The 24,591-nt window shown below is 38.1% G+C and carries 17 protein-coding genes; 4 read left to right on the top strand and 13 right to left on the bottom strand.

What is annotated here, in order from left to right; translation table 11 throughout:
* Nucleotides 1–85 precede the first annotated feature (85 nt).
* From BCL90_RS08375 to BCL90_RS08340, 8 genes are all read right to left on the bottom strand, one after another.
* Entirely contained in the window at nucleotides 86–1,840 is a 1,755-nt protein-coding gene (locus BCL90_RS08375; protein WP_208529799.1) for a discoidin domain-containing protein, read from the bottom strand.
* Nucleotides 1,841–1,855: 15 nt separating this feature from the next.
* Nucleotides 1,856–2,266, bottom strand: coding sequence for a hypothetical protein (locus BCL90_RS08370; protein WP_134380480.1), 411 nt, complete (start codon nucleotides 2,264–2,266; stop codon nucleotides 1,856–1,858).
* A 58-nt stretch (nucleotides 2,267–2,324) separates the two neighbouring features.
* Entirely contained in the window at nucleotides 2,325–3,698 is a 1,374-nt protein-coding gene (locus BCL90_RS08365; protein ID WP_121283584.1) for a glucoamylase family protein, read from the bottom strand.
* A 62-nt stretch (nucleotides 3,699–3,760) separates the two neighbouring features.
* Nucleotides 3,761–5,233 carry a RagB/SusD family nutrient uptake outer membrane protein gene (locus BCL90_RS08360; RefSeq protein WP_244095010.1) on the bottom strand — a complete coding sequence of 491 codons (1,473 nt, stop codon included), beginning with the start codon at nucleotides 5,231–5,233 and terminating at the stop codon, nucleotides 3,761–3,763.
* Between the two features lie 11 nt (nucleotides 5,234–5,244).
* A complete protein-coding gene (locus BCL90_RS08355) occupies nucleotides 5,245–8,256 on the bottom strand; it encodes a SusC/RagA family TonB-linked outer membrane protein (RefSeq protein WP_121283583.1) in 3,012 nt (1,003 codons plus the stop codon).
* A 364-nt stretch (nucleotides 8,257–8,620) separates the two neighbouring features.
* Complete coding sequence (locus BCL90_RS08350) at nucleotides 8,621–11,500, bottom strand: ligand-binding sensor domain-containing protein (RefSeq protein ID WP_121284561.1); 2,880 nt, start codon at nucleotides 11,498–11,500, stop codon at nucleotides 8,621–8,623.
* A 247-nt stretch (nucleotides 11,501–11,747) separates the two neighbouring features.
* Nucleotides 11,748–12,683 (bottom strand): oxygen-dependent tRNA uridine(34) hydroxylase TrhO, encoded by a 936-nt coding sequence (trhO, locus tag BCL90_RS08345; RefSeq protein WP_121283582.1) that lies wholly within the window; start codon nucleotides 12,681–12,683, stop codon nucleotides 11,748–11,750.
* A gap of 136 nt (nucleotides 12,684–12,819) precedes the next feature.
* Nucleotides 12,820–15,267 carry a DUF5686 and carboxypeptidase regulatory-like domain-containing protein gene (locus tag BCL90_RS08340; protein ID WP_121283581.1) on the bottom strand — a complete coding sequence of 816 codons (2,448 nt, stop codon included), beginning with the start codon at nucleotides 15,265–15,267 and terminating at the stop codon, nucleotides 12,820–12,822.
* Between the two features lie 251 nt (nucleotides 15,268–15,518).
* On the opposite strand from BCL90_RS08340, the gene kbl reads away from it, so the two are divergent.
* From kbl to BCL90_RS08320, 4 genes are all read left to right on the top strand, one after another.
* Nucleotides 15,519–16,706: a glycine C-acetyltransferase gene (kbl, locus tag BCL90_RS08335; RefSeq protein ID WP_121284560.1), complete on the top strand. Its 1,188-nt coding sequence runs from the start codon at nucleotides 15,519–15,521 to the stop codon at nucleotides 16,704–16,706.
* 148 nt (nucleotides 16,707–16,854) lie between these two features.
* Nucleotides 16,855–17,895: a phenylalanine--tRNA ligase subunit alpha gene (pheS, locus tag BCL90_RS08330; protein ID WP_121283580.1), complete on the top strand. Its 1,041-nt coding sequence runs from the start codon at nucleotides 16,855–16,857 to the stop codon at nucleotides 17,893–17,895.
* Nucleotides 17,895–18,305, top strand: coding sequence for a Rieske (2Fe-2S) protein (locus BCL90_RS08325; RefSeq protein WP_121283579.1), 411 nt, complete (start codon nucleotides 17,895–17,897; stop codon nucleotides 18,303–18,305). The genes pheS and BCL90_RS08325 overlap by 1 nt, the downstream gene beginning before the upstream one ends.
* Before the next feature lies 1 nt (nucleotide 18,306).
* Nucleotides 18,307–18,882 carry a TetR/AcrR family transcriptional regulator gene (locus tag BCL90_RS08320; RefSeq protein ID WP_121283578.1) on the top strand — a complete coding sequence of 192 codons (576 nt, stop codon included), beginning with the start codon at nucleotides 18,307–18,309 and terminating at the stop codon, nucleotides 18,880–18,882.
* A 282-nt stretch (nucleotides 18,883–19,164) separates the two neighbouring features.
* On the opposite strand, the gene BCL90_RS08315 is transcribed toward BCL90_RS08320, so the two are convergent.
* From BCL90_RS08315 to carA, 5 genes are all read right to left on the bottom strand, one after another.
* A complete protein-coding gene (locus BCL90_RS08315; protein ID WP_121283577.1) occupies nucleotides 19,165–19,848 on the bottom strand; it encodes an XAC2610-related protein in 684 nt (227 codons plus the stop codon).
* 55 nt (nucleotides 19,849–19,903) lie between these two features.
* Nucleotides 19,904–20,860 (bottom strand): Fic family protein, encoded by a 957-nt coding sequence (locus tag BCL90_RS08310; RefSeq protein WP_121283576.1) that lies wholly within the window; start codon nucleotides 20,858–20,860, stop codon nucleotides 19,904–19,906.
* Nucleotides 20,861–20,974: 114 nt separating this feature from the next.
* Complete coding sequence (locus tag BCL90_RS08305) at nucleotides 20,975–22,051, bottom strand: ABC transporter permease (RefSeq protein WP_121283575.1); 1,077 nt, start codon at nucleotides 22,049–22,051, stop codon at nucleotides 20,975–20,977.
* 177 nt (nucleotides 22,052–22,228) lie between these two features.
* A complete protein-coding gene (locus BCL90_RS08300) occupies nucleotides 22,229–22,993 on the bottom strand; it encodes an ABC transporter ATP-binding protein (protein WP_121283574.1) in 765 nt (254 codons plus the stop codon).
* Nucleotides 22,994–23,206: 213 nt separating this feature from the next.
* Nucleotides 23,207–24,319 carry a glutamine-hydrolyzing carbamoyl-phosphate synthase small subunit gene (gene carA, locus BCL90_RS08295; RefSeq protein ID WP_121283573.1) on the bottom strand — a complete coding sequence of 371 codons (1,113 nt, stop codon included), beginning with the start codon at nucleotides 24,317–24,319 and terminating at the stop codon, nucleotides 23,207–23,209.
* Nucleotides 24,320–24,591 lie beyond the last annotated feature (272 nt).

The raw sequence follows: 24,591 nt of genomic DNA, 5'->3' as shown, positions 1-24,591 counted from the left end.
CTTTACGATTTTATCGTGTTTTCATTAATCGCTTAAAGCGATTCTCTATTTTCACACGCCTTACAAACGAGCGTGATCATTTATTTTAATCAACTTTCTTTACCTCGGTTTTTGCCGATACACCATTCTCATTTATCGCTTCGATAGAAAAATAATAAGCTTTCTGGCTGTCCATTGCTTTAAACCAGTATTCGTTAAAATCGTGGATCATGATGCAGTTGTACAGTTTATCAGGTGCGGTACCGTAATAAAGGTTATAGGCAAAGGCATTATCAACAGGTTCCCATTTAATGTAGGCACTGCGTTTGTCTTTTTCTGTCCTTAAAACGATCAGATTTTTCACTTTTGTCGGTTTCTCACCGTTTCCATTTCCGAAAACACGTAAACCACTAATGGCAAATTTTCCGGTAGGTATATGGATATTTACCATTTTAATGAACCTTGTTTTTATTGGTTTCCGGAGTTCAATGTAATCATGCGGAACGTCTGTTTTATTCTGGCTTTTATCAACCAAGACGCTCCACTTTTTGCCATCTGTTGAGGATAGGATTTTATATTGATGGTAAATTCCGGTCTGTTTTCCTAAAAATTCCGCATCCTGATCGGCATAATTAATCTGGATGGCATTAACGGTGGCAAGGCTACCCAGATCAGTCTGGATCCATTCGCCATTATTGGCTGTTTTGGCACTCCAGTAGGTTTTAATGCTTTCATCAACCGCATTGTTGGCATTAAAACTTCCTAAAGTAGACGAAACAGTTACTGGTTTTTTATAATTAATGAGCATCCAGCCAGGTCCAGCAGGACCGCCTTCTTTTCTTTCAGCAGGTAAATAAAGTGGATAATCGCCAAAGGCAGTATTCGTCCACATTACATCGTCTTGATCAAAACCAGTAGGCCAGATCCCCATTCGGCGTTCCCAGGTATTTTTTACACAGATAATGCTGGTAGAAATGTGCCAGTAATTTTTGCTATTGTCCTGAAAGGTTGCGCCATGACCTGCGCCACGTGAAAATCCTCCGCCTTTATAACTTAAGGGATCAGATTGCGGGGTGAATGGGCTATCATAAAACAAAGGTTTGGTTCCAACAACTACTCCGTCAGAATAACCACTAAACTCGGTTCCGGGCGCCCCGTATTGAAAATAATATTTACCGTTGTGTTTCGTCATCCAGGCACCTTCGGCAAAAGGATCAAGAAATGTATTGTCCATATATTCGCCAAAACGCTGCCATCCATATCGCCAGCTTTCAAGCAGGTACATTGGTGTGCGGGTGCCTTTTGGTTGAAAAGTTTTACGATCTAATTCTACACCGTACATGGGGTAGTTATTGCTGCTTCCGTTGTACATATAAAACTTGCCATCATCATCGGTAAAAAAAGATGGGTCCCAGCCACCAATTTCTAAAGAATCAACCAATGGAAACCATTTATTTCCTTTGGGGTCAGTACTGCCCCATAAGGTGAAGTTTTTGGTATAAGTACTACCAAAAACCACCATGGTATCGCCAATAATGCCTACACCAGGTGCACAGAGTTCGTCTTTGGTTTTATTCCATGGGCGAAGAAACTTTCTTTCATGGAATTTCCAGTTCAGCATATCGGCGCTGTGCCAGTAACCCCATTGGTTCGTACTGAACAGGTAAAAATCACCTTTATAATTTACGATTACCGGATCGGCAGTGGCACGGTGTTTTCCCCATTCGGTAAAAGATTCGAAAGGCGTATAACCATAATCTACGTTGATGGGGTTGCAATAGGTTTTTTGCTGTGCAGAAGCTGTAAACTTACCGCAGAGCAGGGTTATTATTAAAAATATTTTGAATAAATGTTTAGCCATTAGGTAAAGGGGTAGTTAAAAGATTTTAATCTGGGCACAGCTTTGGCAGCCAAGTGCCATTCCGCTTGCACTCAATCCTGTAACATTAGATTTGTGTTCCCAGTAAATCCACATGTTGTGGGCACCGCCTGTTGAGGTTAAGCCGACAGTATAAATGTCAGAACCCTCAGGGATTTGTCCTAAAATAACTCCGTTTGGTGTATTTGGTGGGATGAAAAAATAATAAGCACCTCCACTTGTCGTGTTTTGAAGTGTTACATGTACGCCATCGCTGGTCGAATTTGTAGCCGTTACGTTTACCGTATTAAATTTTGCTTTCTTATTGTTTTTTGTTGCCGCCACTTTGTGCTTTGGGAGTGTTGTGAAACTTGAATTCACAAACGTGATCCCAATCATTGTGATTAGTATTAAAATTACTCTTTTCATGGTTCTGTAGATTTAATTTAAAATATATAGTGGCTAAACATTTATATACAACTCAATATTATGGCTGAAACTGGAAATCCAGTTTCTTTAAACCATTTTGAACATCTTTATTTCCCATAAATAGCTTCCAAAGCAGTCCTGATCTATAGTTTTCGATCATCACTACCATTGGACCCTGATCAATGCCCAGGTATCTTTTAGGATACCAGTTATCTGTTTCTGAAAAGGCATCATAAAAGCCGTATTTGCCCCAAACTTTGTCGCCTAAATTTTCATAAAGGTGTCTGATTACCTTCATCGATTCTTTTGGGGTATATGGGATAGATGATATGGCTGCGGTTGGAGAAATTACACCGTAATCTTCCTGTAAGCTATGAGCGGCATAACCTTTAACCGAGTAACTTGCTGTTAAACCCCAGCTATTTTCGCCATAACCTTTAAATTTCTTTGGATTGGCTACACAGTAATCGTGTATGGCCAGTGTTTGGTTTACGTTGTTTTGCCAATAATCGGCATAACGGTCTTTTAATCCCTTAGGATTTAGACCTAAATAGGAATAATGCGCCCAAAATAGAGGACCCACTGAATTTTTTGCACCCTGATAATCTAATGGAATATGATGTCCATAAAGGTCGAAATTTGCCTTAATTGCACCACCTCTTGCCCAGCCTTCGTGATAAACTTCTGCAGGTATGGTATGGGTAGGGGAGGAAGCTGCTATTACGTACATGATTAAACATTCGTTATAGCCTTGTACCGGAAAGTTCATTTCCCAGTTGTACTCTGGCGACCAATGCCAGTACAATACGTTTTGTCCGTTGCGGAACCAATTAAAATCGATACCCTTCCAAAGGTCATCGGCTTTTTTTGCCAATGCTTTTTCGGGTTCAGAACCATTTTTATAATATTCGTTGATACAGATCAGCGCCTGCGCAACAAATGAAGTCTCCACTAAATCACCTCCATTGTCTTTTTGTCCGAATGGACGTACTTTGCCTGTTTCACCATTTATCCAGTGCGGCCATGCGCCATGGAATCGATCGGCTTTGGATAGGAAATCCAATATTTTATTCAAACGGTCTAATCCTTCTTTTTTGGTTACATAGTTCCTGTCAATCCCACTTAAAATGGCCATTAAACCAAAACCTGTTGCACCTGTAGCTACTGTGTTTTTATCATTTTCCGGATAAATATTATCTACATGGAAACGCTCTCTGCCCGCGCCAGAGGTTGGTTCGGCACCATCCCAAAAGTATTGGAAGGTCTGTTTTTGCACGAGATCTAATAATTCTATATCGGAAAGGTTTTTTTTAATCGTTAAATCAGGAACATCAGTTGTGTTTTTGCTTTTATTACAGGCTGCAAAGAGCAAAAAAGGACACAAGATTGTTATCAGTAGGCAAGTAATTTTGCTTGGGATAATGTTTAGCATAGTATTAGGGTAAGGAAGAAAAGGTTGCCAGCATTTGCTGACAACCTTTATCAAAAGATGTATTAGTAACCAGGGTTTTGTTTTAACAGATTTCCACTTAACTCAATCTCGTTTTGAGGGATTGGCCAAACTTCATTTTTGTTAGCTTTCCAACCTTTAGGGCCAAAAACTGTTGCTGCTCTTCCCTGACGTATAACATCAAAGTAACGGTCATTTTCCATTGCAAGTTCTACTTGTCTTTCTTTCCAGATCGCTTGGCGTAATGCATCCTTATCTGTGGTGGTAACATCTGGTAGAATGTTATTATTTCCACCTCTTGCACGTGCACGAACCCTGTTTAGTGAAGTTAATGCTTGTGAGGTGTTGCCTTGTTCATTGGCAGCTTCTGCATTCATTAAAAGAATGTCTGCAAACCTTAATACCCTGAAATTTTGCTGAGCACCTTCGTTAAATCCAGATACCCGCGTTGCAAATGGAACATACGATTTTTGATTGTATCTTTCGTTTGGTACAGTGGTAGGGACTAAATCGCCCTGAGGGGTAGTTTCTCCTTTAAATAAAATCGTTGCATCTCTGCGTGGATCTCCTGGTTCAAAAGCATTTGCTAGTGCCTCAGATGGCGTATTGAAACCCCATCCCATAACTCCGGCTACACCCTGAACCTGGCTATATTGAGAATTTGAAGCATCTGGATTACTCTGTAATAATTCTGCCTGAACTTCAAATAAAGACTCAATATTGTTTTCATTTTGTGTTCTGAAACCTTTCTCAAAATCTGGAAACAAATCATATCCTAAGCCCATAACCTGGTTGGTCAGTGCAAGTACATCTGCCCATTTGTTTTGATACATGGCAACTTTAGCTTTCATGCCAAGTGCTGCGCCTTTTGTAGCTCTCCCTAAATCTGCAGAACCGTATGATTGTGGTAATACAGCAGCGGCTTCTGTTAGGTCTTTTTCAATTTGAGCATACACGGCAGCTTTCTCAGCCTGTGGGATATTAAATTCTGTATTTTCTTTAGGCACTGTTAGTCTTAAAGGAACTCTTCCGTAAGCTCTTACAAGTCTAAAATAAGAATATGCCCTAATAAATTTTGCTTCAGCTAAATATCTGGCTTTAAGTGAGGCATCCATATTGATATTTGGTACATTATCCAATACCTGGTTACAAAGATTAATGTTTTGATATTGACCTGTCCAGAAATCCTGTAATGTGCCATGTGTAGCGGTAACAGTAAACTGATCATACAGATTGAAAAAAGTTGCATCTGTAGGTGTACTCCCTTTATCAGCTTCGTCAGAACCGGTACTTTCTATAGCAATTGCATTAAAGGCTACATTGTTCCAGCTACGTAAATTAGCATAAATTGCATTTACGCCTTTTAAGGCATCATCCTGGTTTTGCCAAAACGTAGCAGAAGGCTGTTGACCTTGAGGGGGAACATTTAAAAATTCCTTTTTACATGATGCTGTAAAGAGCATTGCGCCAAGGGCGGCTGCAATTACGCATGATTGTATATTTATATTTTTTTTCATTTTGATGTCGATTAGAAAGTTACGTTAACGCCGAAATTATATGTTGCGAATAATGGATAAACGTTAGTATCTATTCCTGCATTTGTAGGTGTTCCACCAACTTCAGGGCTAAAGCCTTTGTATCCGAAGATGTTAAGTGCATTTTGGGCATTTACAAATACTCTTAAGCGCTGCATTTTCATTTTACTGCTTATGGCGTTTGGTAATGTATAACCTAGTTGGATATTTCTTAACCGGATATAGTCACCTTTTTCTACATAAAAAGAATTTGGTGCATTATTTAATCCGCCAGCTAAATCGGCAGATGGGTATGTATTAGATGTTCCAGCACCCGTCCAACGGTTGTTGATAAAATCTTTCGTAAAGTTCTCATTACCGAAACGGTTACCCAAATTCGCGTTATATACACTAACATCAGCAACGCCTTGAATATCTAATGTTAAATCGAAATTTTTATAGGCAAAATTAGTGTTCACACCATAAGTAAATTTAGGATTTGGATTTCCAAGTACTACCCTGTCTCTTAAATCGATCACTCCATCGCCATTAATATCAGCGTATTTAAAATCGCCTCTTTTAAAACCTGGCCAAGCTGCAGCTTCAGCATCTGTTTGAAAAACTCCTTCAACCTGATAACCATAAAACTCACCAATCGGACGATTATTCACTGTTCTGGTTGATAAGTATCCGCTGGTTAATCCTGCGCCGCCTCTGTAAATTGGATTTGCTCCAGATGTTACATTGATCACTTTGTTTTCGTTCATGCCAACATTTCCACTGATGGAATAAGTAAACCCGCCGTCAGTTTTATCAGCCCAAGTTGCAGAAAATTCGAAGCCTCGGTTTTGAATATCTGCCTGATTTGCAACAAGAGTTGGGGTTTTAGCACCTGTACTTCCTAATATTGGAATATCAAATATTGATTGCTCAGTTTTTCTGTTATAATAATCTGTTTCGATAGTTAATCTGTTATTAAGAAAACCCATCTCTAAGCCAATATCCGTACCTGCACTTCTTTCCCAATATAATGTTGGTGGAACAAATGAATCAATACTGGCACCGGTATAAGGACTGCCATTAAAAAAGGCAATAAATCCAGGATCCTGATTTACTCTTAATACTGTAGGGTTAATTGGAACACCAGCATTTCCTACTTTACCCCAGCTTCCTCTAAGTTTTAAATTGCTGAATATTTTTTGATCTTTCATGAATTCCTCATTACTTATCACCCATCCTGCACCAATAGAAGGGAAATTCCCCCATAAATTATTCGTACCATAAAACTGTGATGCACCATCTCTTCTTATTGAGGCATTTAATAAATACCTGTTTTTATAAGAATAATTTACTCTTCCAAAGTATGAAGCAAAGGTTGATAATTCACCTAGATCTGTAACGTTTCTGGTAGACGCGTCACCAAGTGCTAAATACAAATCTCCTTCTGATGAATATGGAACGTTTAATGCATCTGCATTGATCGTATACATTTTATTACGCTGGGCAGTTTGTCCTACCAGCACTGTTAAACTGTGGTCGTTCCACTTTTTATCATAAGTTAAAGTGTTTTCTATGATCCAGTTTCTGTTTTCAATACGATCAATATCCAATTTACTATTGGTATTTTGTTGCGTATTACTTGCTTTGTATACCGGAATATAACCTCGAACTTCGTCCTGACTAAAATCACCACCAAAGCTTGTTTTAAATGTGAAGTCTTTCAGGAACTTCAACTCTGCAAATATATTTCCGGTAACCTTGTATTTTGTGGTTTGCTGATTAAAGAAATCCAAAGTAGCTTGAGGGTTCATGTTACTGCCATTACCCAAGTTATACGCATTAGGATCGCCATAAGTTCCATCAGCATTAAATACCGGAACAACAGGAGAGGCAGCATACAAGGCTCTGAAGATAGTTGATGGTGCATCTTTAGACCTGCTTGAAGCTGCTGTTACATTATATCCGATTTTTAATGGTTTGAAAATCTGGAAGTCGTTTGATAATCGGGCTGTATATCTTTTATAATTGTTGTTTTTAACAATTCCATCCTGATCCAAATAACCTAAAGATAGGTTATAAGTAGATTTTTCACTTCCACCGCTAACAGAAAGTTGGTGATTGGTAATCAAAGCATCTCTTAAAACTACATCATACCAGTTGGTTCCTTCTCCAAGGTTGGTGTTTGAAAATAATGGGGCAACTGCAGGAGTTTGAAGTGCATAGGCCTCGTTTACTGCAGTAGCATATTCTGAAGCATTTGCCATCTCAACCTTATTAGTCACCTTCTGAAAACCCACGGTACCATTATAATTGATTACTGCATCACCTTTTTTACCTTTATTTGTTGTTACCAGAACTACGCCATTGGCAGCCCTGATACCATAAATAGATTGAGCAGAGGCATCTTTTAAAATACTAATATTGGCAATGTCAGAAGGATTTAAAAAGTTAATATCATCATACCACACACCGTCTACTACATATAATGGTACTGTTTTACCATAAATGGTACCGGTACCTCTAATGGTGATGGTAGGTGAACCTCCTGGCGTACCAGTATTGGTAATAGAAACACCTGCTACTTTACCTTGCAAAGCACCGACAGGATTTGTTGAGATCTGTTTTGAAATATCCTCGCCCTTAACACTGGCTACAGATCCAGTAACATCAATTTTTCTCTGCGTACCGTAACCTACAACTACAACCTGCTCTAATTGCTGTGTTGATGAGGCTAATGATACATTAATAGTGGTTTGACTATTTACAGCCTGCTCAAGCGCTGTGTAGCCTACAAAGTTAAATACTAATGTGGCATTCGCCGGTGCGCTAATGGAGTAGCCACCGTTCACGTCTGTTTGCGTGCCGGTTTGTGTGCCCTTAACTAATATAGTTACGCCAGGTAAAGGTGTTTTGTCACCCCCATCAATTACCTTACCTTTTATGGTAATGTTTTGCGCAAATGCTACGTTAATTGTTAGCAAACAAAGTGCAGCGAGAACAGAAATTCTTGTAAAGATTCTTTTCATGCTTTATTATAAATTTAGTTTAATTGTTAGTTAAATGTGAGGTTGTTTTTGCTGATGTGCAAGTGTTTTTACCTCTACATTAATACATCATACAGGTTTGTGGGGTATCTCAATTCATTAAACCAAATGCGATTTTAGGCTAAAAACGCATTTTTTTGGATTTTAACATAATATTAACATACACACAAGTGTACAATTAACACTAAGTATTTTGTGGGGTTTAAAAATTGCGTATGAGAGGTAATGATGTAGTGGTTATTTAATGATATAAAAGAAAAAACTTCAAAACCATTTTTTATGCAAACGTTTCCCAACGATAGTTATTGAAGATTTTTGATTTTAAAATCTGTTTCTTGATGTCACATTAAAGTTCCATCAAAAATTCAGTTAAATTTTTATCATGAGGTACTTCGAGCTTCTTACGGAGGCGGTACCTTCGGATCTCTACCCCACGTAAACTGATATTCAATAACGACGACATTTCTTTACTACTCATGTTCATCCTCAGATAGGCGCATAGCTTTAAATCGTTAGGAACAAGATCAGGATGCTGTGCTTTTAATTTCTTGAAGAAACTTTCATGCGCCTCGTTAAAGCTATTTTCGAATAAGTGCCAATCGCGCTCGTCGTTCATGCCATCATTGATTACTTTCTGAATTTTGCGGGTTTGATCGTCAGAAAGTTTCTTGCCATTTTCATCCTTTAACTTAGTGATCTCGTCGCTCAATTTTTGGAGCAGCTCATTTTTATAGACTAATGTCATGGCAGAATTGGCCAGTTCCCTGTTTTTTGAAGCCAGTTCTGCCTGCAGTTTTTCTGTTTGAAGTTTGATGATCTGTTTCTCATTGGTTTCTGCTTCCTGCCTTAATATTTCTTCCTGCTCGGCCTGCAAGCGATCGCTTATTTTCTGACTATCCCTTTGCAGCTTCCTTTCATAAATTTTCTTCCCCATAATCAATACGATTACAAATAGGATGGCATAAAGCAGTATGGCCCAGTTATTCAGGTACCAAGGGCGCAAAATGGTAAACTTATAAACGGTTTCTTCACTCACCGTACTGTCATCTATCTTTGCCCTAACCTTGAAAACATAGTTTCCAGCACTTAAATTGGTGAAATCTTTTTGGGTGGCATAAGTCCAGTCAGACCAGGTACGGGAGTAACCTTCAAGATAAATCTGGTATTTAACCTTTGCCTGGCGGTAATAGGGCAATGCATAAGAAATTCGAATGTTATTTCTGCTATTTTGAATTTCTGTTGTTTCAGCATTATTTCCGGCCTCGCTAATGAGCGAAAATTTATCGGTAATATCTTCTACACGCCTGATCAAAACGGCAGGAAGTTTTTGTTTCTGCTGGTTGAGTTGCGCAGTTGGGTTATAAATTACGAAGCCATCATCTACACTGATCAGGTAAATCGCGTTGCTGATGCGGCTGATGTTTTCATAATATTGTACCATGCGGCCATCCAGAATACTGAATTGATTGGAATCGATTTCTACCTTGCCTGGCTCACTAAAATTAACCAAAGCCGTTTTGCCATGGTTGATAAACCAATATTTTTTGCCGCCAGCATTGATAATTTTATTGGACGATTGAAATGACCCGAGCTCTTTATTCAATGCTGCGTACTTGGTAAATTTATCACTTAACTCATCATAAGTATAAAAACCCGCATCAGAAGAAAAGATAATTTTGTTTTCTAAATTGAATATATTGATGTTGTAATTGCCAGGCAGGCCATTCTTTTCGTCGAAATATTTAACACTGGTTGCGTTGCTGTAATTTTGGCTTAAACTCAATTTGTATAAACCCTTATAGGCATGTGCTACCCAGATATCACCTTTATTATCTTGCTCTACGTATCTGGATGGCGCATCAAATCCTGTAATCTTTGTTACAAATTTTAATCCCGAACCTGGAGATTCTGTAAAGAGCGAAAGTCCGGTATAAGTCCCTTGAACGAGGTAATTTGGGTTGGAGTTTAGCTTTTTGATTGTCCATCCACCAGCAGATCTGGATAACCAGTTAATTTGATCACCATTTACTTTGAATGTACCGCTATTGTGCCCACAGATCAGTTCATTATCAATAATAGTCAGTTCCCAAACTTGTCCCTGCGAATTTGGGATCAACCTAAAATTAAAGGGCAGGAGATTATCAGGCGACCACTCACTGTAAAATAAACCCTGATTGGTGCCAAGGTAAATTTTGTTGTTAAAAATAATGCTGGAGTATACCGTTCCAAACTGACCGGTTTTATCAAAATAGAAATATAAGGGAGAGTTGAGTTCTATCCGGTCGATTCCATTGTCAAGCCCGGTCCAGAGGTTTTGTTCATTATCAGCGTATAAACTTAAAACCGTGTTGTTTTGTAAACCGCTCGATTTGTTGATCCGCTGTACCACCCTTCCATTTTCATCGATAATAATTAATCCGTTGAGGATGGTGCCATAAGCGAAATATTTGCCGAGTAAACTTACTCCGTTATTAAGCTGATAGGTTTTTAAATAGCTATTGGCTGAAGTGTTTAAGGGCGCAAAATCTTTCCCGTTGTAAGTAAACAAACCGTTTTTACTGGTGCCGATAATAAGACCATCAGTTTTATAGGGAAGGATGGACAGAATGCCCTCTTTACCCAGCTTTTCGCTATTCGGAATGTGGATTAATTTATTGCCAACCAGTTCGAATAAACCTTTTTCAAGCACTTCAATAAGATACTTATTACGTACTTTATGTAAAAACAAAAAAGAAGATGGCGATTTTACCACTTCGATTTTATTGTTTTTATAAATAAATATTTTGGAGAAAGACTGAAAGATGACACGGTCCTGATCAACATAAATTTTCCATACCTCGTCATTTATTTTAATGCCTTTTGGCAATAAATTGATAAGCGAGTTGTAGCCTAATTTATTGTTTTTAATCGCCCAGAAACCAAATTCACCAAAACTGCCTGTGTAAATTCTTCCTTTGTTATCTGTAGCTACTGATCTTACAATCTGTCGGTTTGGCAACTGGTATTTCTGCCAGTAACGGCCATCGAAAGTTAACAATCCTTCCGCATTGCCGAAGTACATCACTCCATTTTTATCTTTTGCTATACTCCAGTTCTGGTTCCCTGATGAATAAACAGCTTTAGGATAATTTTCGATATAGGGTACACCAATGCTTTTAATTTCTGATGCATAGGCGCTTATAGTAAAACAGGAAAGCAGTAATAAAAAACGGAAATAGTTTAGCATAAAATGGTTACTCGATAAAGCCATTATTACACAAAGTAAGTGAAAAATTGTTTAATATAGGCGGGCAGAGGTAGATGTAAAGAAATCAGACGCGAAAAAGATCGTAATTTCAATAGTTCCTAAAATTGCCGTCATTTCGAGCGGAGTGCAACGAAGTCGAGAAATCTATCTCAATAGATCTCTCCATTTCACTGCGTTTCATCCGATAGCTATCGGATCGAGATGACGATCTTTCTGTTTAATTTCTTTACCCTTTCACCGCTACAGGCTGCGGAACCTTCACATAATAACCTGTACCATCATAAGGACGTTTACGTGGGTTCGTAGTGCATGCTGTTGAGCAACAGCCCTGAAGTTCGTTACCGCATTCATCGCATTGGGTAATGTGCTCGTTACACTCAGGATTAGCACAGTTGATCATTTTTGGTGTGGTTTTACCACAGTTATAACAAACCGAAACAATGGTAGGGTTTACTTCGTTTACGTCAACAGCGATACGGTTGTCGAAAACATAACATTTGCCTTCAAAATCCTTTCCGCCGGCTTCCTTACCATATTTAATAATACCACCATGCAACTGATATACATCGTTAAAGCCATGGTGCAACAATAGGGCAGAAGCTTTTTCGCATTTAATGCCTCCGGTACAATAGGTTAATATTTTTTTGTCTTTATATTGGGCAAGCTGGTTAATCTGCTCAGGGAAATCGCGGAAATTCTCAATATCCAACGTTACCGCATTCTTAAACTTACCAAGGTTATGTTCATAATTAGAACGCACATCAAGGATAATTACATCCTCATCATCTTTCATTTTCATGAAATCTACCGGCTCTAAATGTTTACCCGTTTGTTTGTTCGGATCAATAATCGAAGTATCCCTTAAACCAGAATGTACAATTTCCGATTTGTAACGGCAGTGCATTTTCAGGAAAGAAGGTTCCTCAACGTTATCGATTTTAAATTCAGTTTTGGCAAATCTTTCATCAGCATGTATAGCTTCCATATAGGCCTTACAGGCTTCAGCAGTACCAGAAACGGTCCCGTTTAAACCTTCGTCGGCAACAATAATACGCCCAACTAAATCTAACGATTTACAAAATTTAAGATGATCGGCAGCAAATTGTTCTGCCTCCGCTATGTAACTATAGCAATAGTAAAGTAGTGTCTGATATTTTTTCATAACGCTGTTGATACCGTTGCAAACGGCGTTTAAAGCGGTGCAAAGATAAGGGAATTATGTAAGATGTAAAAATGGAAAATGTAAGATGGATGTGTGTTGCCTGCCATCATCCATCTTACATCAAACATCTTCCATTCTAGAAGCCGTAAGATATCCTAAATCCTTGCGTTAACTTGGTTGCGCCATCGTAAGCGAAGCCATAACTTGCCCGCAATACCAGACGTTGAATACCGAAGTAGAATTCCTTATAATTTCTTTTTTCAGGAGAAGATAAATAACCTCCACCGATAAATTCTTCTAGCTTTGCTTTACGCAACAATGGAATTTTATTCATAAAGAAACCCGCAAAATTATGCTCTAAATGGGCTTCAAAATATTGTTGGTTAGTACTGAACTGATAAAAATCTAAATATTGAAATTTCCTTAAATTGGGAGGGAAGATGGTGGAGATGTTACCTGCGAAATGTTTAAAATCAGGATAATACATGTTTTTGTTGTTCAGGAACTTGCCTACACCTGCCAGAAATGAGGTGTAACCCCACAATCCCAATCCAATCCTGTCCTGAGAAACCTCAAGCTTCACGAAATCGTAATCAACATCGCTGTTTAATACACCATTAAATCCTTTTTTATATAATACCGTAATTTTAGGAAATTTTGATTCCGTGTAAAACTTACCATCCGGACGGGTAATGTATTTCTGCCCGAAAGTATAGGTTAAACTTGCCGTTGCGCTGAAAGCGTTATAGGTTGGGAAAAGCGGTGTGTCTTCGGTCGGGTTAAAAGGGTTGTTTGAAGTAAATTCACGCTCTTTCGCATCTATAAATTTAAAGGTTGAGTTATTGGTGAGGCTTTTATTCCGGTTGTAATCTACAGCCACACTTCCCTGCAGGCCAGAGGCCAGTTCGCGGGTGGTATTGATATTTATAAAACTCTTTTCGTAAAACTTGGCGAAGTTTTTCTCATAAAATAACGAATTGATCGTGTTACCCAGCTGTGTCATTGAGCCTAAATTATTCAAATCAAAGATGCCGTTTCCGAAAGATGCACCTACACTTGCTCTCTTGAGCGGATTGTAGTAATAACTTCCTGTTAAACTTCCGGTAAGTTTTTGGTTGGCAAAACCATACCGCAATTCAGGTCGAATAGAATAAGATCTTCTATTCTCAAAATCCTTTCTGTAGGTCACACCGTATTTTATGGCAAATCCTTCTACAGTATTGTAGAATATAGCTTTTAATACGGGGTCGAATTGCCAATATTCCTTGTCATACCGATCATTAATACTTACTCCCCTGAGCAAAAGCTTACCAATACCAAATTTATTATTCTCTCTTTCAAGAGAATCAAGATATTTTTTTGATTCTTTTAGCTTCGCTATACTGTCTTTTTTTACATAATTGATTTTTTCATCTTCCGTTAAAGGGATAGGCCTGTTATTTTTCCAGTAAACGGAATCTTTTTTGTTAACCATTTCAGTAACTTTTAAGATTTCTCCACTGAAAAAGTTTTTTGGGAATTTAGGGTCCAGATTATAATTGCTATAAATCCCCACATAATAACCAGCTATTTTAAATCCTAGCACATTACCTGCAAATTGAAAATTAATAGCAGTAGGCATGTAAACCTCATTAACCTTGGTAAACTGCTGGCTGATGTTCAGTGTATCGATAAAGTTGATCCCTGCGTTTTTGGTGAGGTATACATCTGTGTTGTAAATTCTCCAGCTATCGTCAATAATATAGATAATCCCTCTAAAAACAGGGTCGTTTTCACGGCGGGGAATCACTTCTATTTTATGGATGATTTCTCCGTTTTCCTTGCTTTCGCCCAGTAATTTATATTTATAATAGAAGAGCGCATTGTCTGCAATTGGTGAAATATATCCTCTTGAACTTAATTTATTTTCGAGCAGGTAGTTATCGTAAAAATTGATGATCAGATCAGATGCCTTGTTAAAACTGAATGAGTTGTTCCTACCCGCAACTTTTGAGGAGATCATTTCTTCATGCACATCATTTGGCCGTCTGAAATTAAACTTGCTCTGCGATTCTGACAGGTATATAATGCCTTTCCGGTTGGTATCCAGCTCTAAAATTTTCTGTATATCCTGTCCGAAGAATTTTTTCGGTGCACCCTTTAATCTTTGCACTCCTTTAATGTAAACATCACAACTAAATGTTTTCACTTCATTTAAATGTGCTTTTCGCTCTTTAATGGCTTTACGGATGATGGAGTAGGCAGGATCTTCGGCATTGGCCCTGATGTTAACATTTTCCAAAGTATAACTTTCTGCCGTTAGTGCTACATTAAGCACAAGATCTGCCGATGCATTTACAATATGCTCTTGCTGTTTGTAACCTACAGCTCTAAAACTTAAGGTATGCTCACCGTTTTTCAGCTTAATCGAATATTTTCCGTCAATATTTGCAGAGGTTCCCGTAGTGGTGCTTTTTAAATAAACCGATGCAAATGGAACAGGTTGTCCGTTCGTATCTTTAACTATGCCAGTAACTGTAAAATGTTGTGCAAATACAAAATTGGTGAGGCCGCAAAAAAATAGGAGCGCGCAAATTCTTATCATACGTTAGATTAGTAAGCTATAAAGATCGAATAACTTTAAGACTATATACACATAGGTGTATGTTAAAGTTTGTTAAGATCGAAAAAAATAATCTGGAAAGGCGGATTTTAGAAATAAATATTACACAAGTGCATAGATCGTCTAATCAGTCAAAACTTTTGTCCGCAAAATGTAGGTATAAAATTGCCTTTTTGGGTCGGAAAAGACTTTTTTTTATAACTTTGGCATCAAATCAACCATATAAAAAGGCCATGTATAAAACATTACAACCTGTTCTGCAAAAAGAACTTGAAGAAATCGAAAACGCTGGATTATTTAAACGCGAACGTATTATTATTACACCTCAGGGTGCTGACATTAAAGTAAGTGGCGGTGCTGAAGTAGTTAACTTTTGTGCAAATAATTATTTAGGCCTTTCTTCTCACCCAAAGGTGATAGAAGCAGCTAAAAAAGCAATCGATGATCATGGCTATGGAATGTCTTCAGTGCGTTTTATCTGCGGAACGCAAGATGTGCACAAAGAGCTGGAAGCTAAAATTTCCAAATTTTTAGGTACTGAAGATACCATTTTATATGCTGCTGCATTTGATGCAAACGGAGGAGTTTTTGAACCTTTGTTCAATGCGGAAGATGCCATTATTTCTGATGAGTTAAACCATGCATCCATTATAGATGGGGTGCGTTTGTGTAAAGCACAGCGTTTCCGTTATAAAAATGCCGATATGGAAGATCTGGAAAAACAATTAATCGCTGCCAAAGATTGCAGACACAGGATTATTGTTACCGATGGAGCTTTCTCGATGGACGGATCAGTTGCTCCATTAGATAAAATCGCAGACCTAGCAGATAAATATGAGGCATTGATCATGATTGATGAGTCGCACTGTACAGGTTTTATTGGTAAAAACGGCCGCGGAACACACGAGCATTTCAATGTGATGGACCGTATTGATATTATCACTGGTACTTTAGGTAAAGCTTTAGGTGGTGCATCAGGTGGTTTTACTTCAGGCAAGAAAGAAATTATCGACATGTTACGTCAGCGCTCACGTCCTTATTTGTTCTCTAATACCTTGGCGCCAGCAATTGCAGGGGCATCAATTGCGGTATTGGATATGTTGAGCGAAACCACCTCATTAAGAGATAAATTAGAAAGCAATACTCAATATTTCCGTGAGAAAATGACCGAAGCCGGTTTTGATATTAAACCAGGTTTTCATCCTATTGTTCCGGTAATGTTATATGATGCTAAAATTGCGCAACAATTTGCTGCTAAAATGTTGGAAGAAGGCATTTATGTAATTGGTTTCTTTTACCCGGTGGTTCCTCAGGGTAAAGCGAGAATCCGTGTACAGTTATCAGCCGGGCACGAGCAACATCACTTAGATAAAGCCATAGCTGCGTTTACCAAAGTAGGTAAAGAATTAGGCGTAATTTAAAACTTATAGAACTACTATAATTACAAAAGCCGCTTTAAGCGGCTTTTATGCTTTGTGGGTTCATTTTCTTTTATAAGGATATTGTAAACAGATTATTTGAACCCACTTACCTTAAAATTATTAGATAATTTGCTGTATATTTGGAGCCATGTTACAGGACAAAATAACACAATATACCGATAAAATTAATGCTTTCGTAACTGAAAAAGCAGACGAGTTAGAGCAATTCCGTATTAAATATTTAGGAAGCAAAGGCATCATAAAAGAGATTTTTGACGAATTCAAATCTGTTTCTGTTGAAGAAAAAAGATCATTGGGTAAGGTTTTAAACGAATTTAAACAACTTGCAGAATCAAAATACCAAACTTTAAAAGAATCAACCGAAAGCACTGATACTAAAAGTGAAAATTCACAATTGGATTTAACTCTGCCTGGCGAAGGTTTCGAGATTGGTTCACGCCATCCTTTAGCCTTGGTACGGAGAGAAATTGTAGAGATTTTTGCCAAACTTGGTTTTACGGTAGCAGAGGGGCCTGAAATTGAAGATGATTGGCATAATTTCTCGGCACTAAACTTCCCTGAAGAGCATCCTGCAAGAGATATGCAAGATACTTTCTTTATTAAAAAAGGTGGAGAGAAAGGCGATATTGCTTTACGTACGCATACATCTTCGGTACAGGTACGCATGATGGAGCAAGGCCAGCCACCATTCAGGGCAATTATGCCAGGCCGTGTTTACCGTAACGAAGCTATTTCTGCCCGTGCACACTGTTTCTTCCATCAGGTGGAAGGTTTGTATGTTGATGAAAATGTATCCTTTGCCGATTTAAAACAGACTTTGTTTTATTTTGTTCAGGAATTATATGGAGAAGGTACAAAAGTACGTTTCCGCCCTTCATATTTCCCTTTTACCGAACCATCTGCAGAAATGGATATTTCTTGTACCATTTGTAAAGGTGCTGGTTGCCAGTTTTGTAAATACAGCGGTTGGGTAGAAATTTTGGGTTGTGGTATGGTAGATCCAAATGTTTTGGAAAACTGTGGAATTGATTCAAAAAAATACAGTGGCTTTGCATTCGGAATGGGAATAGAACGTATTGCCAATCTGAAATATGTAATTAAAGATTTGCGCTTATTCTCTGAGAACGATGCACGTTTCTTAAAGCAATTTAAATCGGCTTTAATTTAATGATGAAATATCTGTACGGTATATTGTTTGTACTGCTAATGGCTACAGGTTGCGGTAAAGATGGAGGTTACATTCCTGATGTGCCTGTTAATTATAATGTAACGATAACTGAATTTAGCTTAAAAGCAGTAAATAATGTCCTGGTAGTTTCAAACAACGGAGTAGGTGGATTACTGATTGTAAAAACACCACTTGGAGGATATGTGGCCTTCGATCGCTGCAGTACCGTAAATCCCGAGAAGATCTGCAAGGTAGCGCCCGATGATAGTGGTGTAACAGCAACCGACCCTTGTTCCGGAGCTAAATTTTCACTGCTTGATGGAAGTCCACAAAAAGCGCCCGCCGAAAGAAGTCTAAAAGCCTATAATATTTCTTTGCAAGGCAACACATTATTACACGTAAGCAATTAAAATGGAAGCTGAAAAAATAAAAGAAACAGTTAAAAAGGCTGCCAAAGAACTATTTAGAAAATATGGTTATCATAAAACCAGTGTAAACGAAATTGCAAAAAAGGCCCGTATCGCTAAAGCAACGATTTACAAATATTTTGAGAGCAAAGAGCAGGTTTTAGATAGTATCCTGATGGATTACCTGGATCAGAATCTTTACGAAATATTGCACAATAAATTAAGTTACGCATCAGAAGAAGAGCACTTAAAAGCACTGGTGATGAAAACAAGCCGCTTATCATTTACCGCATGTAATGAGTTTATCGGCTGGGATTTTGTTCGTGAAAATGCGAATTCGCAGGAGTTTTTAAAACATTTATCAGATCAGCTTGAGGCCTTACTTTTAGCCGCTTATCTGCAATTGGATAACTTTAAGAATAATCCGGCAAGAAGAGAAGGACTGGCCTTTCTGCTAAAAGCAAGTAAAAGTATCGTGTTTTCATTTGCATTTACTTCAGTTAGCGATTCAGATGTGCGTAAGAACTTTGTAAGTTTCCAGAAAGAAATATTGCCATTTTTGGTAAAAGCAGCACTTTAAAGTATTTAGTTATACAAGGCGATCGTCATGCTGAATTTATTTCAGCATCTTTCCTGCAATATACGCTGAAATGAACGCAATCTGGTCTTAGCATCCCGCTAAGACCCTAAACAATAAACTTATTGGTATATCGTAGCTAGATGCTACCACTAGAAAAACTTTATGATCCAACCTCATTTTTCCTACAATAGACCCTGAAATAAATCCGATAGCTATCGGATCAGGGTGACGATACCCAGAAATCCGTGTTTATCTGTGTGCATCTGTGGTTGAAAATTCGACTTATTGATTATAATAATCTTTCATTTTAAATTTTTGCACGGTTCTTTTTATTTTGCCGTCAACAATTTTCTGAGTAATCACAGTAACAATATCGGCAATGCTCGAATCTTCAATTACCGATGAGTCTTCGTATGGTACGTTTTTAGTGTCAAATTTGTAGTTGATGGTTTTATCAAAACAACAACCATCTTTTTGATGAATAGCAATTTGCTTTGTTTTTTTATCAATATCAAACATGCCCAGGTTTTCGCTTGCCAGTTTGGTAAGTTCATTGCTCAACAGAAATTTGTTTTCTTTTGAGGTTAAATAAACCTGGTATGACGGGCTGGCATAAGAGCCGTTATTGCCATTTCTGATGGCAAGATCTTCAAGGCCGTCAAAATTAAAATCGCCAAAAATTAAAGGGGTTTGATATTTGCCAAGTTCCAGCCACCCGAGTTTAGCATTCTGTGTTTCGGTTAAACCAAACTCCAGACCATCTGAATGAAAAGTATCTATTTCACGGTCTGTCACCTTATCATAAACAATTACAGTGGCTTTTCCACCACAAGCATTCCCTTCACATTTATCAACAAAAATTTTAGCCTTGTATTGGTCAGAACTGTTGTTTGCCAGGAATTTAAACTGTGCTCTCGAAGTATTGGCAATCAATAAAATACTGCAAAAGATGATCAAACTTTTCATTAAAAATTTTTCCGTAAAATTACAGCAATATCATTCACTGAAAAGTTAAAAAAGGTTAACGTTTTCTCTTGCGTGTTTTGATATAGCTTTGTACTGCAGATTTTGTGGTAAGCCAATCTCTGCCTTCTTTATAGGCATCTATTTTGCCTTGCCTTGCCAATAGGCTCACATACTCCTGGCCATAAGGAACATCAGGTTCTGAGACAATTTGTGATATAGGTTCGTAATCCCCATAATTGTTTCCGGGTAAGGCATTTATGTAGATATTTAACGAACGCTCTAAGGCCTGGAGCATCAATAAACAAAGTTTATGGTAATTGCCCTTGTTAGCCTGATTAAGTGCTTCGTAGTATTTCTTTCTGTCGTTTTTGAGGATGATAGCAGGAGGGAAGCCATTTCGCATAAGTAGTAAATTCATCGCAAGCCTTACGGTACGTCCATTTCCATCAAAAAAAGGATGAATCCAAACCAATTTATGGTGGAAAATAGTAGACAATACAATATCATTTAACCCCAGTGGATTATCGTTAATAAAAGTGATCAGTTGATCTAATAAATCGGAAACCTTATTTGCATTGGGGGGTGTAAAGTTTGCGCCTACAATACGTACTCCGCCATTTCTTAAACGACCCGCATAATCATCTTCAATGCTTCGCAATACCAAGCCGTGCAGGGATAGGATATCGATGCTTCTTAAGGTGTAGTTTTTATTGACTAAGGTATATAAGTAATCAATGGCTTTTTCGTGGTTATAGGCTTCGAAATGCTCCCTAAGTGATTTTCCTTTTACGGTCATGCCTTCCTGTAAAACCATTTGGGTTTCTTTCAGGCTTAAGGTGTTTCCTTCTATACTGTTTGAGTTGTAAGTCCACTCCAGCGTGAGGTCTTCTTTAATACGGTGTAGGGCGCTATTAGGCAATGGCCTTGAAGTTTCTAACCTGGCCTTTTTTTCGTATAACCTTTCTATTTGCGGTAATAGCTCTTCTAAATCGCTTAAATCAAAATCCCACATACCCAAAGTTAATAATTATCGGTTAGACTTAAAAATAAACTTATCCGATATTAATATATTATTCAAAAAAAAATGATAACGTTACGTTATCATTTTAAAATGTGTTTAAGGTACTTATTCCCACTTAAATACTTTTACCGCTACGGCATAAATGCCAATACCCCAAAGCAATAAGATCATAATCTGGAATTTTACATCCCATAAGCCTAAGCCTTCAAAAGCTACTTTGCGCATGGCGTCGTTTAAATATGTAAGTGGTAAGGCCCGGCTAATCGGCTGTAACCAACTTGGAAAAGCCTCGATGGAAAAGAATGTTCCCGACAATAAAAACTGTGGGAGGGTAATAATATTTGATATTGGAGGTACCATACTTTCGCTTTTGGCAATGCCCGAAATAATAAAGCCAAAGCCCATAAATACGATTATACCCATTGTGGCCAGTATAAGCATATTGACGACCGTGAGTGCACCATGTACCAAGGTAAAGCCAAAGAAGAAATGGCCAATTAAAATGATAAATAATGCACCAATTAAGGCAAATCCAATACGGGCAATTCCTTCGCCTATGACAATGCTCGAACGCCTTACGGGAGTTGCGAAAAAACGCTTGATTACCAGGGTTTGGCGCAGACTTAAGAATACGAATGCTGTTCCGAAAACGCCTGTGCTTAATAGCGAAAAGCCCAACTGACCTGGAAGAATAAAATCAATGGTTTTATACTCACGGCCAGTAATCGTGCTTTCTTTTATTTCTGCTACCGTTGGTTTTAAGGTTTTATCGTAAAAAATATTGTTTAAAACCGATTTTAAAATCCCGCCTTTATCTCTTGATGCAGAGGTATAAACCACATTAACCGAATAGGCGGCAGAATTTACTTTTCTATGTACATCAATCATGGCGTCGACATTGCCCTTTTCAAGTAATTTATCAAATTCGGCATTTGATTTATCTTTGACCAGGCGGATCATTCCTGTTTTTTTCAACATGCCCATTATCGGGTTATTTACATCAGAGCCTGGTGTTACCCCAACATCGATACGGGTTCCGCCACCGCCCAAAAAGCCAAAAACAAGGATAAATATCAAAGGAAAAGCAAGTGTAAATACCACTGCCGATGGACTCCGCATAATCGACCGGAAACTTGCTTTGGCAAGGGCCAGGGTTGCTGTAAGGTTATTGTATTTTTTCATTTACTATTTGATTAATAGTTGTGCTGTTTTATGTTCTTAAACCCGATTGTAGTGTAAATCCTTTTTGTTTTAGATGCTTTTATTACCTATGTATAAGATTTACAAAAAGATTGTAGCGAAAAGCGGGAGTAACGTTAATTGTAATGCTGCCTTTGCTTTTCAAAAAAAGAATTTAAATTATTCTCTCCATTCCTGACCTGTAAGATTAATGAAAACATCTTCCAGATTGGCCTTTTTAACCTCTTTTTTGCGCTCAAAACCACTGTTTACTAATTGGTCTATTAAATTATCAGGCGTATCCAGAGCGATAATTTGTCCGCGTTCTACAAAAGCAACGCGATCGCAAAGCTGTTCAGCCTCATCCATATAGTGTGTGGTAATAACTACGGTTGTTCCTGCATCGCGGATTTCTTTAATCAGATCCCAAAGATTCCTGCGGGCCTGTGGATCCAGGCCTGTTGTAGGCTCATCCAAAAAAATAATCTTTGGTTGATTGATGAGCGTTGTAGCGATAGAGAAACGCTGCTTTTGTCCGCCTGAAAGTGCTTTGTATTTGGCTTTAGCCTTATCCTGGAGATTCACTTTCTCCAGCATTTCCATGGGTTTAATGTTGGCGCCATATAACCCTGCAAAAAGTTCAATCAGTTCAATCAGGTTTAGATTTGGATAATAACCAGCTGCCTGTAATTGTACACCAATAATCTGTTTAATATCCTGCGGCTGTTTATCAACAGAAAAACCATCAACAATAATTTCACCCGATGTTTTAGCTCTCAATGTTTCGATAATTTCGAGGGTAGTGGTTTTTCCAGCGCCATTAGGGCCAAGCAGACCGAAAATCTCATGCTCATACACCTCAAAACTAAGCCCTTGAACGGCCACGAAATCATCGTATTTTTTTACCAGGTCTTTAACACTGATAATGGCTTTTTTTGTTTCCATGTTGCGAATGTAAGCAGCTTTAAATGAATAGGAAATGAATTTTAATGCAGTTAACAGAAAATGTCGGTAAAATGATGTTTTAAGCAGGCGAAAAGGGGTTATAAAAGAAATCTGCGGATCGGCAGCTTATTTTTGCCGCAAATCCGCAGATCTTATTATTGTATTTTGACCTTTAACCTTTGGTCTTTAAGCTTTAGTTTTTCTACCTCAAACTTACCAAACCAGCTCACCTTTCATTACTTCAACGAAATCATCGAATAAGTAACGTGAATCGTGTGGACCTGGAGAAGATTCCGGGTGATATTGAACCGAGAATGCTTTTTTACCTTTCACACGGATTCCCTCGATTGATTTATCATTCAGGTTAACGTGTGTAATTTCTACTTTATCAGAGTTTCTAACCTCATCTGGAATTACACCAAAACCATGGTTCTGTGAAGTAACCTCGCAGTGGTTTTTGATAATGTTTTTAACAGGGTGGTTTAATCCACGGTGACCATTAAACATTTTCATGGTACCAATACCGTTAGCTTCGGCCAATAACTGGTGACCTAGGCAAATACCGAACAATGGTTTATCTTCTGCTAATATATCTTTAATGGTTTCTACCGCATAAGGCATTACCGATGGATCGCCAGGACCGTTGGAAATAAAATAACCATCAGGACCGAATTTTTCCATTTCGGCAAAAGTGGTTTTAGCAGGGAAAACCTGAACGTAGATATCACGGTTTTCGAAACTGCGTAAAATGTTTTTCTTGATACCCAAATCAAGGGCAGCCACTTTTAGGCTTGCCTCAGGGTTACCATAAAAATATGGTTCGCTTGTACTTACTTTAGAAGAAAGCTCTAAACCTTCCATTGATGGTACTTCAGCCAGCTTTTGTTTTAATTCTTCCAGGTCGGTAATTTCAGATGAAATGATCGCATTCATAGCGCCTTTATCTCTAATATGACGAACCAACGCACGTGTATCGATATCAGAAATGGCAACCAGGTTATCATTTTGGAAATAATCCTGGATAGATTCTGTTGCTTCTTTACGGCTATAAACGATATTGTAATTTTTGCAGACTAAACCGGCAATTTTGATCGAACCCGATTCGATTTCATCTTTATGGATACCATAATTACCAATATGTGCATTGGTGGTAACCATTATCTGTCCAAAATAACTTGGATCGGTGAAAATTTCCTGGTAACCTGTCATCCCGGTATTAAAACAAATTTCGCCAGTAGTAGTTCCAATTTTTCCGGCCGCTTTGCCGTAAAAAACTGTGCCATCGGCCAGTAATAAAATCGCAGGTAACTTGGTGTAGTTAGTCATGGTGATTACAATATGGATTTTGATTTAAAAAAGAGTTGAAAAAAGAATGGCTTTCGGCATTAAAGCCGTATTTGCAGGGTGCAAAAAAAGATGAATATATCCCTTCCATTTCGGGGTACAAAGATAGGGTTTAAGATCGGAAATGTAAAGAGAAAAGTGAAATAAGATTGAAGCTAAAAGCAGAAAGACTAAAGTAGTGAAGCATGATTTAAATGAAAATGATTTTTGCCTTAGATAGCTTTGGTCTTTTACCTTTAGTCTTTCAGCTTAAT

The organism is Pedobacter alluvionis (assembly GCF_003664035.1).
In the GTDB taxonomy this organism is placed as follows: domain Bacteria; phylum Bacteroidota; class Bacteroidia; order Sphingobacteriales; family Sphingobacteriaceae; genus Pedobacter; species Pedobacter alluvionis.
This window is presented reverse-complemented; position numbering and strand designations above follow the sequence as displayed.

Excerpts from the sequence above, each read along its gene's own strand:
- kbl (WP_121284560.1), top strand. The coding sequence starts at position 15,519 with ATGTATAAAACATTACAACCTGTTCTGCAAAAAGAACTTGAAGAAATC.
- BCL90_RS08305 (WP_121283575.1), bottom strand. The coding sequence starts at position 22,051 with ATGAAAAAATACAATAACCTTACAGCAACCCTGGCCCTTGCCAAAGCA.
- BCL90_RS08310 (WP_121283576.1), bottom strand. The coding sequence starts at position 20,860 with ATGTGGGATTTTGATTTAAGCGATTTAGAAGAGCTATTACCGCAAATA.
- BCL90_RS08360 (WP_244095010.1), bottom strand. The coding sequence starts at position 5,233 with ATGAAAAAAAATATAAATATACAATCATGCGTAATTGCAGCCGCCCTT.
- BCL90_RS08350 (WP_121284561.1), bottom strand. The coding sequence starts at position 11,500 with ATGCTAAACTATTTCCGTTTTTTATTACTGCTTTCCTGTTTTACTATA.
- BCL90_RS08320 (WP_121283578.1), top strand. The coding sequence starts at position 18,307 with ATGGAAGCTGAAAAAATAAAAGAAACAGTTAAAAAGGCTGCCAAAGAA.
- BCL90_RS08370 (WP_134380480.1), bottom strand. The coding sequence starts at position 2,266 with ATGAAAAGAGTAATTTTAATACTAATCACAATGATTGGGATCACGTTT.
- carA (WP_121283573.1), bottom strand. The coding sequence starts at position 24,319 with ATGACTAACTACACCAAGTTACCTGCGATTTTATTACTGGCCGATGGC.
- BCL90_RS08355 (WP_121283583.1), bottom strand. The coding sequence starts at position 8,256 with ATGAAAAGAATCTTTACAAGAATTTCTGTTCTCGCTGCACTTTGTTTG.
- BCL90_RS08375 (WP_208529799.1), bottom strand. The coding sequence starts at position 1,840 with ATGGCTAAACATTTATTCAAAATATTTTTAATAATAACCCTGCTCTGC.
- BCL90_RS08300 (WP_121283574.1), bottom strand. The coding sequence starts at position 22,993 with ATGGAAACAAAAAAAGCCATTATCAGTGTTAAAGACCTGGTAAAAAAA.
- BCL90_RS08315 (WP_121283577.1), bottom strand. The coding sequence starts at position 19,848 with ATGAAAAGTTTGATCATCTTTTGCAGTATTTTATTGATTGCCAATACT.
- BCL90_RS08340 (WP_121283581.1), bottom strand. The coding sequence starts at position 15,267 with ATGATAAGAATTTGCGCGCTCCTATTTTTTTGCGGCCTCACCAATTTT.
- pheS (WP_121283580.1), top strand. The coding sequence starts at position 16,855 with ATGTTACAGGACAAAATAACACAATATACCGATAAAATTAATGCTTTC.
- BCL90_RS08325 (WP_121283579.1), top strand. The coding sequence starts at position 17,895 with ATGATGAAATATCTGTACGGTATATTGTTTGTACTGCTAATGGCTACA.
- BCL90_RS08365 (WP_121283584.1), bottom strand. The coding sequence starts at position 3,698 with ATGCTAAACATTATCCCAAGCAAAATTACTTGCCTACTGATAACAATC.
- trhO (WP_121283582.1), bottom strand. The coding sequence starts at position 12,683 with ATGAAAAAATATCAGACACTACTTTACTATTGCTATAGTTACATAGCG.